Source organism: Methylomonas subterranea (genome assembly GCF_024505185.1).
In the GTDB taxonomy this organism is placed as follows: Bacteria; Pseudomonadota; Gammaproteobacteria; order Methylococcales; family Methylomonadaceae; genus Methylomonas; species Methylomonas subterranea.
In genome coordinates this window covers 39,975-53,623 of sequence record NZ_JANIBJ010000026.1, presented here as the reverse complement: position 1 = coordinate 53,623, position 13,649 = coordinate 39,975, and the positions used below count along the sequence as shown (strand labels likewise).

13 protein-coding genes are annotated in these 13,649 nt (G+C 53.2%); 1 reads left to right on the top strand and 12 read right to left on the bottom strand.

Features of this window, described 5'->3' with window-relative positions; genetic code table 11:
• The first annotated feature begins 19 nt into the window (after window positions 1-19).
• Window positions 20-1,435 (top strand): PhoH family protein, encoded by a 1,416-nt coding sequence (locus tag NP590_RS14060; protein ID WP_256603153.1) that lies wholly within the window; start codon window positions 20-22, stop codon window positions 1,433-1,435.
• Here NP590_RS14060 and NP590_RS14055 read toward each other — a convergent pair.
• The 12 genes from NP590_RS14055 to NP590_RS14000 form a co-directional block, all read right to left on the bottom strand.
• Window positions 1,430-2,536: an AI-2E family transporter gene (locus tag NP590_RS14055; protein WP_256603151.1), complete on the bottom strand. Its 1,107-nt coding sequence runs from the start codon at window positions 2,534-2,536 to the stop codon at window positions 1,430-1,432. The genes NP590_RS14060 and NP590_RS14055 overlap by 6 nt on opposite strands.
• Before the next feature lie 66 nt (window positions 2,537-2,602).
• The gene (locus NP590_RS14050) at window positions 2,603-2,902 is read right to left on the bottom strand and encodes an STAS domain-containing protein (RefSeq protein ID WP_371927309.1); all 300 of its coding nucleotides are present in this window, start codon (window positions 2,900-2,902) and stop codon (window positions 2,603-2,605) included.
• A 42-nt stretch (window positions 2,903-2,944) separates the two neighbouring features.
• Window positions 2,945-4,150 carry a methyl-accepting chemotaxis protein gene (locus NP590_RS14045; RefSeq protein ID WP_256603149.1) on the bottom strand — a complete coding sequence of 402 codons (1,206 nt, stop codon included), beginning with the start codon at window positions 4,148-4,150 and terminating at the stop codon, window positions 2,945-2,947.
• A gap of 7 nt (window positions 4,151-4,157) precedes the next feature.
• Window positions 4,158-5,198, bottom strand: coding sequence for a protein-glutamate methylesterase/protein-glutamine glutaminase (locus NP590_RS14040; protein ID WP_256603148.1), 1,041 nt, complete (start codon window positions 5,196-5,198; stop codon window positions 4,158-4,160).
• A gap of 7 nt (window positions 5,199-5,205) precedes the next feature.
• Window positions 5,206-5,847, bottom strand: coding sequence for a chemoreceptor glutamine deamidase CheD (gene cheD, locus NP590_RS14035; protein WP_256603147.1), 642 nt, complete (start codon window positions 5,845-5,847; stop codon window positions 5,206-5,208).
• Entirely contained in the window at window positions 5,844-6,692 is an 849-nt protein-coding gene (locus NP590_RS14030) for a CheR family methyltransferase (RefSeq protein WP_256603146.1), read from the bottom strand. Before NP590_RS14030 ends, cheD begins: the two co-directional genes overlap by 4 nt.
• Before the next feature lie 43 nt (window positions 6,693-6,735).
• On the bottom strand, window positions 6,736-7,329 hold the full coding sequence (locus tag NP590_RS14025; protein WP_256603145.1) for an STAS domain-containing protein: 594 nt from the start codon (window positions 7,327-7,329) through the stop codon (window positions 6,736-6,738).
• On the bottom strand, window positions 7,329-8,090 hold the full coding sequence (locus NP590_RS14020) for a ParA family protein (protein ID WP_256603144.1): 762 nt from the start codon (window positions 8,088-8,090) through the stop codon (window positions 7,329-7,331). The genes NP590_RS14025 and NP590_RS14020 overlap by 1 nt, the downstream gene beginning before the upstream one ends.
• Window positions 8,087-8,596 (bottom strand): chemotaxis protein CheW, encoded by a 510-nt coding sequence (locus NP590_RS14015; RefSeq protein ID WP_256603143.1) that lies wholly within the window; start codon window positions 8,594-8,596, stop codon window positions 8,087-8,089. Before NP590_RS14015 ends, NP590_RS14020 begins: the two co-directional genes overlap by 4 nt.
• A 40-nt stretch (window positions 8,597-8,636) precedes the next feature.
• Complete coding sequence (locus NP590_RS14010) at window positions 8,637-10,976, bottom strand: methyl-accepting chemotaxis protein (RefSeq protein ID WP_256603142.1); 2,340 nt, start codon at window positions 10,974-10,976, stop codon at window positions 8,637-8,639.
• Window positions 10,977-11,018: 42 nt separating this feature from the next.
• Window positions 11,019-11,552 carry a chemotaxis protein CheW gene (locus NP590_RS14005; RefSeq protein WP_256603140.1) on the bottom strand — a complete coding sequence of 178 codons (534 nt, stop codon included), beginning with the start codon at window positions 11,550-11,552 and terminating at the stop codon, window positions 11,019-11,021.
• Between the two features lie 11 nt (window positions 11,553-11,563).
• Window positions 11,564-13,609 (bottom strand): chemotaxis protein CheA, encoded by a 2,046-nt coding sequence (locus tag NP590_RS14000; protein WP_256603139.1) that lies wholly within the window; start codon window positions 13,607-13,609, stop codon window positions 11,564-11,566.
• Window positions 13,610-13,649 lie beyond the last annotated feature (40 nt).

The window sequence follows — 13,649 nt, the reverse complement described above, 5'->3', positions numbered from 1 at the left end:
CTACTCGACCAAGGACGCCATGAATATTCATTCTTCCACCAAAAAACTGTTCGTGCTGGATACCAACGTACTGATGCACGATCCGGCCTCGATTTTCCGCTTTCAGGAACACAACATCTTCATTCCCATGGTGGTTTTGGAAGAATTGGATCACGCCAAAAAAGGCCTTTCCGACGTCTCGCGCAACGTGCGCCAGGTCAGCCGTTTCATGGATGAACTGATACGCGACGCCGACCAGCACACCATCAACGAAGGCCTGCCGCTGTCTCGCATCGAACACGGTCCAGCCGGCGGCAATGTCGAATCGCCCGGCCGCCTGTATTTTCAAACCCGGCAACTCAAACATCTGCTGCCGGAAGACCTGCCCGGACAAATCGCCGACAATTCGATTCTGAGCATAGTGCTGGCGCTGAGCAAGGAATATCCGGACGTCAATGTCATTTTGGTGTCCAAGGACATCAACATGCGCATCAAGGCGGCGGCCTTGCAGATCAACGCCGAGGACTATCATAACGACCAGACCATCGAAGACATTGACTTGCTATACAGCGGAGCCATGGCGCTGGAAGCGGATTTCTGGGAAGAACACGGCGGCAAGATGGAGTCCTGGCAACAGAACAATCAAACCTTTTACCGCATACATGGCCCGCACGTGGCGGATTGGTATCCCAACCAATTTTTATATCTGGATGACGAATCCGGCTTCGAAGCCATCGTCAAAACCTGCGACGGCGAAACGGCGGTACTGCAACTGGCCCGTGATTTTCGCACCAAGCACCAAAGCGTCTGGGGCGTCAGCGCCAAAAACCGCGAGCAGAATTTTGCCCTGAATGCCCTGCTCGACCCCGATGTCGACTTTGTAACCCTGCTGGGCACCGCCGGCACCGGTAAAACCTTGCTGGCCCTGGCCGCCGGCCTGTCCCTGACCATGGAACACAAGGCCTTTCTGGAAATCATCATGACCCGGGAAACCATGCCGGTGGGCGAGGATATCGGCTTCCTGCCCGGTTCCGAGGAAGAAAAAATGGCGCCGTGGATGGGGGCCTTGATGGACAATCTGGAGTTATTGGGCAGCCGTTCCGGCAGCACCGACTGGGAACAAGGCGCTTCGCACAATATGATGATGAACCGGGTAAAAATACGCTCGCTGAACTTCATGCGCGGGCGAACTTTTTTAAACCGTTATTTGATCATCGACGAAGCGCAAAACCTGACGCCCAAGCAAATGAAAACATTGATTACCCGAGCCGGCCCCGGCACCAAAATCATCTGCATCGGCAACCTGTCGCAAATCGACACCCCCTATCTGACGGCTACCAGCTCGGGTTTGACCTATGTGGTGGATCGCTTCAAAAACTGGGAGAACAGCGCGCATATCACCTTGCGGCGCGGCGAACGTTCGCGCTTGGCCGATTTCGCCTCCGACAATTTATAATCCGCCCTCCAGCGTCGACACCTGACCCGCTCTCGGCCATGCGGTCAACACGGCTTTCACCAGCGTGGCCAGCGGGATGGCGAAAAACACTCCCCAAAAGCCCCATAGGCCGCCAAAAAACAAAATGGCCACGATAATTGCAATCGGATGCAGATTGACCGCTTCCGAAAACAGCAAGGGAACCAGCACCACCCCGTCGATGGCTTGAATAATGGAATACGCGATCAACACATACATGAATTCATCGTTGCCGCTCACCCCCCACTGCACATAAGCCACGCCCAATACAGGCAGGGTCACCAGCGTGGCCCCCACATAAGGAATCACCACCGACAGCCCCATCAACACCGCCAATAACATGGCATAGTTCAAATGCAACAAGGCAAAGGTCAGATAGCTGACGGCCCAGAGGATAAACACCTCAAGAAACTTGCCCCTGACATAGTTGGCGATTTGGGCATCCACTTCCCGCCAAACCCGCAAGGTCAAGGTCATGTCGGTGGGAAAAAACTGGGCAAACCAGGCGATCAACAAATCCTTGTCCTTCATGCAGAAAAATACCATCATCGGCACCAGAAACAGGTAAATGACCGCCGCCAGCAAACCGGCAAAGGATTGCGCCGAGCCGGAAATGACATCCTGCCCGTATTTCAACAAATCCTGCTGCACGGAAAACATGATTTCCCTGATGCGATTCTGGGTTATGAACTCCGGATACATGTCCGGCAAGCGCATGATTTGGCTTTGCGCGCTGGACACCATTTCCGGTATGCGTTGCACCAATTGCACGGTTTGTTCCGACACCATGGGAATCAGTACGAACAGGATAAAACCCAGTACCGCCAAAAACGCGAAAAACACCGCATGTACCGCCACAACCCTGGGCAAGGCACGCCGCTCCAATTTGCTCACCAAACCTTCCAACAAATACGCCAGTACCACCGATGCAAACACCGGCATCAATAAACCGGAAAGGCTGTAGACCAATACCGAGCCGAAAAAAAGACTCAACGCCAATGAAACGACTTGCGAATTGGGTAAGAACCGGTGAAAAAAGTCCCTGACAAAGTCAAGGTTGGAAAAATTCGTTTGTTTGCTCATTTGGAATTTCCGGCCTGAAACAGCCGGATACGGGGATTTAACCGGGAAAAGAAAACAGGGGATTATCTAAACAATGCTGAAAAGCTTGTCGAAATTGGCAATTTGGAGAATTTTTCTGACATCCGCCGTGGCGCCCTTGATCACCACGGACTCTTTATTGCCGGCAATCTTATCACGCAAAACCAGCAACATCCCCAAGGCCGAACTATCCAGATAATGGGTGGCGGCCAAATCCACTTCTATTTTCAAGATATCCGCAACGATCAGGTTTGACGCGTCCCTAAACTCCTTATGCAAACTGAAGTCGAATCTGCCGCCGATCTTGATATACAGCGTGCCGGACTCAATTTTTGATTCAAAACTCATTTCAATACCCCGATTGTTGGCAAATCCCAAAAATTGCCGATTTTAAAATAACTCGATATCGCCCTCTTCCACCGACGATTGCGATACGGCTTTACTACTCGCCGACCGCCACTGCTCCCGCATGGAGCGCAAGCGTTTGACACCTTCATCCAGTTGCCGCTCCCACGTTGCGCTATCCGTAGTCTTGAACACGCCCATGCCGATCGCCACTTCGTCGGCCACCGCTTGAAAATGTTGCGTGTTCGTTTGTAAAAACTCAATCAATTGCCGGCACATATCCTCAAACTGCAAGCCTCGCACGGCGTCGTTGACGCTCAACTCGACCTTGCCCGTCAAGGCGGAAACTTCCGCGATGCTTTTCGAGACCTTGCTGTTCATGGAGGCAATACTGGTCATCATGGAATCTATTTTATCTTTCGAGCTCAGCGCAATGTTCATATCCTTGGACGCCATCATTTCAATAATGGTGTGAGCCTGTTGGATATTGTTTTTCGATGCATTCACCACGGTTTTGATTTCTTCACTGAATTTGTCCGAATTTTTGGACAAATTCCGCACTTCATCCGCCACCACCGCAAACCCCCGGCCGGCTTCGCCCGCCCGAGCCGCTTCTATCGCGGCATTCAGCGCCAGCAAATTGGTTTGATCGGCAATTTTTTGCACATCCACCAACAATGTCTCGACCTTCGCCATATTGGTGCCCACGTCATTGATAACGCCGACCATTTCGATACTTTGCTTGCTGATTTGCAAAATATGGTCAATAAAAAATCTCAACACGCTGTCGGTTTCCTCGGCAAATTGTTGAAAACCCATGGTCCCCTGTTGTTTTGCGGTTGAGCTATCCAAATCGTGCACCAAGGTTTTGACAATCGCGGCCTGGCCGGCCGTCAAATGGTGCAAACTGTTAAAACTGCCGGACATGGTGCTTACCGCATCGGCCACCATGGACTTAAGCTGTTGCAGTTCCGCGTAAAAATTCCCCGACTCATCGCTCAGGCATTCATTTAAACCGGCTACATAGCGATCTATGCAACGGTTCAATCTGTCGTCGTCCCGCCGCTTTGACTCCAACTCCGCCGCATGCCGCAACTGCCGCTGCAACACGCCGGCCTTTCTCATCCACAACAATGCGATCAGCGGAACCGGCAGCCAAGTGCCCAAGCCGGCGGGCAACAGCAAGGGGGATAAGGCAAGCAAGGCCGTAACGAACAGCAATGCGCGGTTAACTGCTAAAAAGTCGGTCATAGCCATATCAGTTGATCAGAGTCATGATTCGCGCGGCAATATTGTCCAAGGGCAGGACTTCATGCGCGGCTCCCAGTTTGAATGCTTCGCCCGGCATCCCCCAAACCACCGAACTGGACTCATCCTGCACGATATTGAACGCTCCCGCTTCCCGCATCCGCAACATGGCATTGGCGCCATCCGCCCCCATGCCGGTCAACATCAGACCGATGGCATTCTTACCCACATTTTCCGCCATCGAATCGAATAACACTTCCACCGAAGGCTTATGTCGGTTGACCACGGGACCGTCGTCCAGACGGCAAATATAGCGGGCACCGTCGCGACCGACCCGTAGATGCCTGTCGCCGGGCGCAATGTAAATATTACCCGGCTGTATCGATTGGCCATCCGCGGCGATACAGGCTTTCATCGGCCCCGCCTCGTCGATGTGCTTGGCAAAGGACACGCTGAAACTGACAGGTAAATGCTGGGTAACGACCATGGCCGGCGCATCGGCCGGCAACATTCTTACCAGATGTTTAAAGGCTTCGGTTCCGCCGGTGGACGAGCCGACCGCCACAATCCTGTCGGTGGTTTGAAAATGCCGTCCCGGAACGGCTTTGCCCTGTTCGGCCGTAGGTTTGGCGAATTCCAGGGCCTTGACTTTGACCTTGGCGGCCATCCGCACTTTTCTGACGATTTCATCCGCATAGTCTTCCAGGGCTTTCGGCACATCCGCCTTGGGCTTGGCGACGAAATCGACCGCCCCCAGCGACAGCGCCTCCAAGGTGACTTCGGCGCCCTTGGCGGTCAAGGTGGAAATCATCACCACGGGCATCGGGCGCAGCCGCATCAGATTACGCAAAAAGGTCAAGCCGTCCATCCGCGGCATTTCCACATCCAGGGTCAACACGTCCGGATTGAAGGCCTTGATTTTATCCCGGGCGATCAAGGGGTCGCTGGCCGTGGCAACCACCTCAATATCCTCGGTTTCGCTAAAAATCTGCTTTAGCATCTGCCTGATCAACGCCGAATCGTCCACGATCAACAGCTTTATCTTATCCATATCGGTCCTAAAATAATTCTATGCTACTTTCAACAGAGATATCCCTGATTTGCGACCCGTAGCGTTTTTCGCGCAGGACAATGGTTTCGTTGTGTAAATCCTTGATCTTTTTCATTCTGACCCGACCGGATTGCGGGAAGAAATTGACTTTGCGCGGATAAATGCCGCCCAAATCGTGCGAGGCCAGTTTAAGCGCTTCCATATCGACGTAATCCAGCACGAACTCAATGTTCCTGGCGCCCACGTCGCCCAGCGTAGCGATGATCTTGCTGCCGCCGAACAACTTGACTTCCAGATTTTTCCGCTTGCCGCCGTATTGCAATATGGTATTGATCAGATGTTCCATGGCGTAATTGCCATAGCGCAACGCCGTACCCACCACGGCTTCTTCCCTGGAGTTCAAGCGCGAGCGGCTGGTTTCCGGCAACATGAAATGATTCATGCCGCCTATTCCCAACACGTTGTCCCGGATACAGGCAGACACGCAGGATCCCAGCACCGTGGTTATCATCTCATTATCCTTGGTCACGTAGTAATCGCCAGGCAACAATTTCGCCGAGATCAAATGATTTTCCTTATCCCAGTAGCGATTGATATTTTCAAAACCTGGAATGGATGCCGGCCCAACGATTTCCCTATGAGTTGTCATATCCTGTTTTTTTCATATTGATATATGGTATTTCCCAACAGCGTAAATGGCGTATCGAGCTGATGTAATGATTCGGAATGACCGATGAACAAATACCCGCCAGCCCGCAACAGGCCGGCGTAGCGGTTCGCCAGGCGCTGCTTCGTTTCCCTATCGAAATAAATCAATACGTTACGACAAAAAATAAAATCAAAACCGCCTTTCATCGGCCAATCTTGCATAAGATTCAGTTGTTTGAAATGAATAAGCTGACGTACCGGCGACTTGATTCGGACTTTGTGGTTTTGGCTGCCCGAGCCTTTCTGAAACCAGTCGCGCAAGCGTTGTTCGCCAATTGTGGCTACGCGATCCAGCGGATAGACGCCTTCGGCCGCCACGGCCAGCACGTTGGTATCCAGATCGGTCGCCAGAATTTTTATGTCCCAGTCCCTCGGTACGTTTTCCAGCAGCGTCATTGCCAAGGAATAGGGCTCTTCCCCGGTCGAGCAGCCCGCCGACCATACCCTGATTTGCTTTTGTGCCTGATTTTTTTTCAGCAGTTCCGGCAACAGGGTTTGGGCGACGAACTCAAAATGGTGCATCTCCCGGAAAAATGAGGTCAGATTTGTGGTAACGGCGTTGATGAATTCGGTAAACTCCTGCTCCGGATGATCCTGCAAGTATTGGCAATACTCGGCAAAACGATTAAAGCCCAAGCGCCTGACCCGCTTCGATAACCTGGAATAAAACATATCGAACTTGTCGTCCGGCACCAAAATGCCGGAATGCCGGTTCGATATTTTGCGTAAAAAATTAAAATCGTCCAGGGTGTATTCGAACTCCCGCGCTTTATCGATACCAGCCACTTTATCAATGCCCCTTGCAAACGGTTATCGGAACAGCCCCGGTTCAGAAAAAACCCGCAACAGCCCGATCGACACTCAACATTTCAGATAAGCCCAACAAATCGGCGGCTTCCATAAATTTTTCGGACGGAAAATCGATACTGACTTCTTTCTGCTGCTTGACCGCGGTCAGCTTTAACACCAGCAACAACTGCAGGGTGGCGGTATCGATTTGCGAGACGGCGGAAGCGTCTATGTCGATTTTGTTGCAACTATCCAGCATATCCAGCAAGCGCCGATGTAACTCGCCGACCGTCTGAATGCTCTGTACCGGCTCCAACGCTATATGACCGGAGGATTCCGCGGACTGGCCTTGATCGGGAGCCGACTGCAAGGCCAGATCCGTTAGGTCCGCCTCCGTCTCATCCCATTCGACCGGCACATCCGGCTCAACAACATTCTGCGCTGCTTCCACGGCCCGGGCAGCGATATCTTCGCACTCGGACGCATCGCCTTCCTCATCGACGCCCCCGGCCCCGGCCGGCGCCGGCCGGGATTCGGGCACGGCTGTGGACTTTGTATTCTCCGCTTCCGGCGAATCGTGTAACCAAGCCAGGGGATCGTAACCGATCATACTGCTTTCATCTTGCTCCGCCATTACATCACCCTGCCGGTTAAAAAATCGTCCGCCAATGCTTCGAAATCCCTTGCCGAACGCCAACCCGGGCGATATTCGAACACGGTTTTACCGAAACTGGGGCACTCCGCCAACGACGCCGTTTCCCTGATGGGCGTTGCCAAAATCTGTGCCGGAAAATACTTTTTTACGGTATGCAAAACATCCCTGGAAAGCCTGCGCGTCGGTATGAAGCGCGACATCACAATAAGCAGGCGATATTTTTTATTTAAAGCCGCCTCGAACTTTTTGATCGTACCCATCAGATGGGACAAGCCCTGCAATGCCAGATAGTCGCTGGTCATCGGCACCAACAATTCCTCGGCGGCAAACAGGGCGTTCGCTACCAATATACCCGACGAAGGCGGACAGTCGATCAACACCAAATCTCTATCGCCGGTTCCCTGAGCCAGGGCCTTGCGCAACAAATCCCCCCGACGGGATGCGCTGTCGCTTAACTGCTCGATTTCCTGCAAGCGCGGTCCGGCCACGATCAGATTCAGATTATCGCGAACCGGAATTTGCTGCCCGGCAAAATCGGCATTCCCCAACATGACCTCATCTATCCCGCTCTGCTGCTTGGATACCACGCCCAGCGCCACCGCCAGATGGCATTGCGGATCGAAATCGATCACCGTGACTTTCCTGCCCATTCGGGCCAAGGCATGGGCCAGATTAACGGTTGTCGTGGTTTTCCCTACCCCGCCCTTCTGATTCAGTACGGCAACGATTCTGCTGGTCATTTAGCCTCGGGATTAAAAGGCAATGCGGCAATATCCATGAATTCATCCGGGTTCAGCAATTTATCCACATCCAACAGCATCACCATGTTCCCCTTACCCACATACATGCCCCGAATATAGCGGGTATTGATTTTGGCGCCCAGATTGGGAGAGGCCTTGATTTCATTCGGGTCGATATCCAACACATCGGATACCGCATCCGCCACGATACCCATGACCGAATTTTCGGCGGTTTCAGTCCGAATGCTTAAAACGATGACGACCGTGGTCGGGGTATAGTCGACCAGTTCCATGCTAAACCGCTCGCGCAAATCCACGATAGGTACGATGGAACCGCGTAAATTCAATGCGCCCTTCAGGTAAGCCGGCGTGTTGGGGATTTTCCTGATCGGTTCCCAGCCACGAATTTCCTGTACCTTCAAAATTTCTATGCCATAGGCCTCGCCCGCCAACTCGAAGGTCAGAAATTGTTCAGCGTCGATATCAGACTTGGCTTCGGTGCTCATTACGGCATATCCTTGGAGAGGCTAAATAAATACGGCATCATCAAAAATCCTGCCACTCCTCGTCACTGGCGGCACTTTTATAAGCGGGTTGCCTAGGCGTAAAAGTCGCGCCGGCTTTTGCCGCCGTGCCGGTCGAGGAGCGCGAGTGGTCGTGTCTTTCGGCAACCGGATGTTCGTTACCGCCGTCATCCAGCTTGAAAAACGACAACAATTCGACCATGTTGGTGGACAAGTCGCTCATCGATACGCTGGCGGCCGAAGCCTGTTCGGCCAGAGCCGCATTCTGCTGGGTGATTTCGTCCATTTGCGCCACGGCCTGATTGACCTGGGCTATACCGGCGGACTGTTCGACGCTGGCGTTGGCAATCTCCGCCACGATATCGCCGACTTTTTTCACGCTGCCGACGATCTCGGTCAAGGCCGCTCCGGTTTGATTGACAAACTCGCTGCCGGCCCGCACTTTCTGCACGCTGCTTTGTATCAGTTCCTTGCTTTCGCGCGCCGCCGTGGCACTGCGCTGGGCCAAATTTCTAACCTCGGTCGCCACCACGGAAAAACCGCGCCCCTGCTCGCCCGCTCTTGCCGCCTCCACCGAAGCGTTCAGCGCCAACAGATTGGTCTGGAAGGCGATTTCATCGATCACACCGATGATATCGGCGATTTTGTTGCTGCTTTCGTTGATTTCCTGCATTGCCGCAACCGCCGCCGTTACCACGCTGCCGCCTTTTTCAGCCAGTTCGCGGGCACTGCTTGCCACCTGATTGGCCTGCTGGGCATTGTCGGCGTTGTTCTTGACCGTGCTGGTCAACTCTTCCATGCTGGCCGCCGTCTGCTCCAGATTGGCCGCCTGCTGCTCGGCGCGCTGCGAGAGATTGTTATTACCGCTGGCTATTTCCTGCGACGAATTATTGATGAAATGAGCCGACTCGTTCACTTGACCGAAAATTTCGCTCAGTTTATCGATAGTGGCATTGATATCGTTTTTGCAATTCAGATAAACACCCTGATATTCGCTGGTAATACGATTGGTCAAATCGCCCTCGGACATGCTTTCCATCGTGCTGCCGATGTCCTGAAATACCCGCTCTATCACATCGGTCAACTCATTGATGCCTTCGCTCAACTTGGCAAAAAAGCCTTGTTTGTCGGCCAACGACAGGCGTTTATCCAAGCGGCCGATTTTGACGCTTTCGACGATTTCCTCGATTTCATGCTCGACCTTGACTTCGCCGGTCCTGTCCAGCCACTCCACCACCACGCCAATGCGTTCGCCCTGGTCGTTTCTGACCGGATTGGCAACGATATTCATATGCCGGCCGCCGATCTCCAACTCCGAACTGAAGGTTTTATTCAAGGCCGCCAGTAAGCCGCGCTGATGGGCCGGATTTTTATGGAATTGGTCGATATTGGCGCCCATCAATTTGTTGGCGTCAAATTTCGGCAGTTGGGTGCGAATATCGGCTTCCGCGTTTTGGAACATCTCCAGCACGGTGTTATTCATATAAATGATGTCGAGCTCGTTGTTCGCCACCATCACGCAGGACTGCACGTTATCCAGGGCTTGCTTGATCCGGGTTGCCTCGGCCGCCACCTGCTTGGTGTAGGCCATATCGGCGTTCAACTTGACTTGCATGCCATACAGGGCTCGCTTGAAATCGCCCAATTGATCGCCACTATCAAGATCGATTTTGTTTCTGAACTGTTCGTCGGCCAGCCGATAACAAATTTTGATGGCGCCTTCCACCCCGTCGATAAAGCTTTTGATCAGGCCGAAGCCCAACAAAGTGCCCAACAACAAAGCTATCGCACAAACCGCCAACTCCAGCCATTGCTGCTGCTGATAATAGGAAACCAACCCGCCCACCACGGGCAACAAAAGCAAGGTATACGCCAGACCGGCCTTTTTCCATAGGCTCATGCCGGCCGCCTTGTGCCAAACGGCGGCCAAGCCGGTGGGCCTCATGGCGGCCTTGCCGGCATTCAACTTATCGTATAAAGCCTCGGCTTGCGCGATTTGTTCGCGCGAGGGCGCATAGCGTACCGACAAATATTCGTGCAGCTTTCCTTTTTTATAAATGGGGGTGACATTGGCCTCCACCCAATAATAATCGCCGGACTTGGTGCGGTTTTTTACCGGAGCGGTCCAGGGTTTGCCGTCTTTCAGACATTGCCATAAATCGGCAAAGGCCGCCGGCGGCATATCGGGATGACGCACCACATTATGATTAGAGCCTATCAATTCGTCCTTACTGAAGCCGCTGATTTCAATGAAGGCATCGTTGGCATAGGTAATGATGCCCTTTAAATTGGTGCGCGTGACCAGGATGGTGCCCGGCGTCATTATCACTTCATGATCAGTCACGGGGTGATTGATTTTCATTGCAAGTTCTCCGTTAATCCCCAGCCAAACAGTTCATTTTCTTTATTCTTCATCGTCTTCACCTAAGCCCGTCAGGGTATCCACGCCGTCCAGTTGCAATAATTTGTCCACATCCAACAGCATCACCATGCGTTTATTCACGGAAACCAAGCCATTGATGAACTCGGTACTCACCTTGGTGCCAAAATCGGGAGAACTCTGAATAGCGTTTTTTTCCACATCGATGACATCGGATACCGCATCCACCACTACGCCCATGACGCGGACTTTGTCGCCAATCCTGGCCTGCAACACCACAACCACGGTCAACGGGGTATATTGGCCGCGGCCCAAATCGAAACGCTCCCTTAGATCGATGATAGGCACGATGGCACCGCGCAAATTCACCACGCCCTTTTCATAAGCCGGCACATTGGGAATGCGCGAAACCGGCTCCCAGCTGCGAATCTCCTGCACCCGCAGAATATCCACGCCGTATTCTTCACCACCCAAGCTAAAGCTCAAAAACTGGGCATGCTCGGCCAGCGACCGCCTATCCCGTTGTTCCGCTGGTTTGCCTGTATCTGTATTGGACATGCTATCCGTCTTTACTGGTTGGCCAGACGCACCAGGCCTGGAATATCAAGAATCAACGCCACCGAACCGTCTCCTAAAATCGTCGCCCCCGACACGCCTTCCACCCGCCGATAATTGGCTTCCAACGACTTGATGACCACTTGCTGCTGGCCGAGCAGATCATCCACGAACAAGCCGCATCTGACACCCTGCCCTTCCACGACCACCAACAAACCTTCGGTCAGTTTAGTGTGCCTTGCGGAAACCACCTTAAAAATCTCGTGCATCCGGATGATAGGCAGATATTGGCCGCGCAACAGAAAGGTTTCGCCCTTGCCCACCACCCGATTCAGCCTATCCTCCTTGATGTTCAGCGATTCAATGATGCTGCCCAAGGGCACGATATAGGTCTCATCGCCCACCGCAACCGACTGTCCATCCAGAATGGCCAGCGTCAGCGGCAAATGGATGGAAATGGTGGAACCCTTGCCCAGGGTGGAAATAATTTCGATATTGCCGCCCAGCGCCTGAATATTGCGCCGCACCACATCCATGCCGACACCGCGCCCGGAAATGTCGGTGAGCTTTTCGGCGGTGGAAAACCCCGGCATGAAGATCAATTCGTAGGTCTGCTTATCGGTTAAAACCGCATCCGGTTCTATCAAGCCTTTTTCGACGGCCTTGGCCCTAAGTTTTTCCTTATCCAGCCCCTTGCCGTCATCGGTGACTTCTATCACGATATTGCCGCCCCGATGATAGGCTTCCAAGGTGACCGTGCCGGTTTCCGGCTTGCCGGCCGCCAGCCGCGCTTCCGGCATCTCTATGCCGTGATCCAGGCTGTTTCTAACCAGATGCACCAGCGGATCGCTGAGCAGTTCCACCACGGTCTTATCGACTTCGGTATGCTCGCCCACCAGTTTCAATTCAATTTTTTTACCCAATTTGCTGCTGATATCGTGGGCCAGCCGGGGAAAACGGCTGAACACGAAACTGATGGGCATCATGCGAATATTCATGACGCTTTCCTGCAACTCGCGCGTGTGCCGCTCGAGCTGCGACAAGCCGTTTTTCAGCTGATCCAGTTTGCTCAATTCAAAATGCTCGCCGATCAAACTAAGCATGGACTGGGTAATCACCAGCTCGCCCACCATGTTGATCAAGGTATCGATCTTGCCGGTATCCACCCGTATGGAACTGGACCCTTTCGCGGCAGCCTTTGGCTCCTCTTTTTTCGGCTGCTTAGATTCCATGGTCGGCAGCGCCGCAACCGATGCTGCGGCCGGAGCTTGCACATCGGACTCGGCCTTCCAGTCGTCGGGCAACGGTTCCGCATAAGCATCCCGCGCGGCAAAAACCGGCTGTTTGGCCAAATCGCAATCGTCTTCCACCCAATCGAATATCTCATCGATTTCGTTAAGCGGTACATCGCCTTCCAGTTCCAGCTTCCAGGAAAGATGGCATTCCTCCGGATCCAGATCGTAAAGATCCGGCACTCCCTGCAAATCCGCTCTTACCCGTAAATCGCCCAGGCTCGCCAATTCGCGAAACATCCGCACCGGCTCGTTACCGGTTTTCAGAAGATGCAAATGCGGACTGAATGCAATCGACCAGCCGGAAATTTGCCCATCCGCCCCGTCTGCTTCAACAACGGGCGGCGGAAGACTGGTTTCAAGCAGAGCCGGAGAAGAGGCATGGTTCAATTCATTGTCCAGGGCAGCCTTATGCAGGTCGACACTGTGCCGGTCGACCTCGACACCGTCCTGAATGGCGCGCAGCATTTCCCGTAAACAATCCACCGAACCCAGCAATACGTTCACGGCGGGCTGGGTAACCGATCTGCGGCCATCGCGCATCTCGTCCAGCAAGGTTTCCATGACGTGGGTGAAATCCGAAACGGCCGTAAAACCGAATGTGCCGCTGCCGCCCTTGATCGAATGGGCCGCGCGAAAAATGGTGTTGATCTCGTCGACATTCACGTCACCCATGTCAAGATTCAGCAATCCCGATTCCATGGCATCCAGGCCCTCGAAACTTTCCTCGAAGAAAACCTGATGAAATTGCGCCATATCGATAGACATAACCTTACCCGTGCAGCGAATGTTATGAGATGGCCGGCTT

Bases quoted from the DNA above. Each gene is read 5' to 3' on its own strand.
- NP590_RS14060 (WP_256603153.1), top strand. From the start codon at position 20: ATGAATATTCATTCTTCCACCAAAAAACTGTTCGTGCTGGATACCAAC.
- NP590_RS14055 (WP_256603151.1), bottom strand. From the start codon at position 2,536: ATGAGCAAACAAACGAATTTTTCCAACCTTGACTTTGTCAGGGACTTT.
- NP590_RS14050 (WP_371927309.1), bottom strand. From the start codon at position 2,902: ATGAGTTTTGAATCAAAAATTGAGTCCGGCACGCTGTATATCAAGATC.
- NP590_RS14045 (WP_256603149.1), bottom strand. From the start codon at position 4,150: ATGACCGACTTTTTAGCAGTTAACCGCGCATTGCTGTTCGTTACGGCC.
- NP590_RS14040 (WP_256603148.1), bottom strand. From the start codon at position 5,198: ATGGATAAGATAAAGCTGTTGATCGTGGACGATTCGGCGTTGATCAGG.
- cheD (WP_256603147.1), bottom strand. From the start codon at position 5,847: ATGACAACTCATAGGGAAATCGTTGGGCCGGCATCCATTCCAGGTTTT.
- NP590_RS14025 (WP_256603145.1), bottom strand. From the start codon at position 7,329: ATGGCGGAGCAAGATGAAAGCAGTATGATCGGTTACGATCCCCTGGCT.
- NP590_RS14020 (WP_256603144.1), bottom strand. From the start codon at position 8,090: ATGACCAGCAGAATCGTTGCCGTACTGAATCAGAAGGGCGGGGTAGGG.
- NP590_RS14015 (WP_256603143.1), bottom strand. From the start codon at position 8,596: ATGAGCACCGAAGCCAAGTCTGATATCGACGCTGAACAATTTCTGACC.
- NP590_RS14010 (WP_256603142.1), bottom strand. From the start codon at position 10,976: ATGAAAATCAATCACCCCGTGACTGATCATGAAGTGATAATGACGCCG.
- NP590_RS14005 (WP_256603140.1), bottom strand. From the start codon at position 11,552: ATGTCCAATACAGATACAGGCAAACCAGCGGAACAACGGGATAGGCGG.
- NP590_RS14000 (WP_256603139.1), bottom strand. From the start codon at position 13,609: ATGTCTATCGATATGGCGCAATTTCATCAGGTTTTCTTCGAGGAAAGT.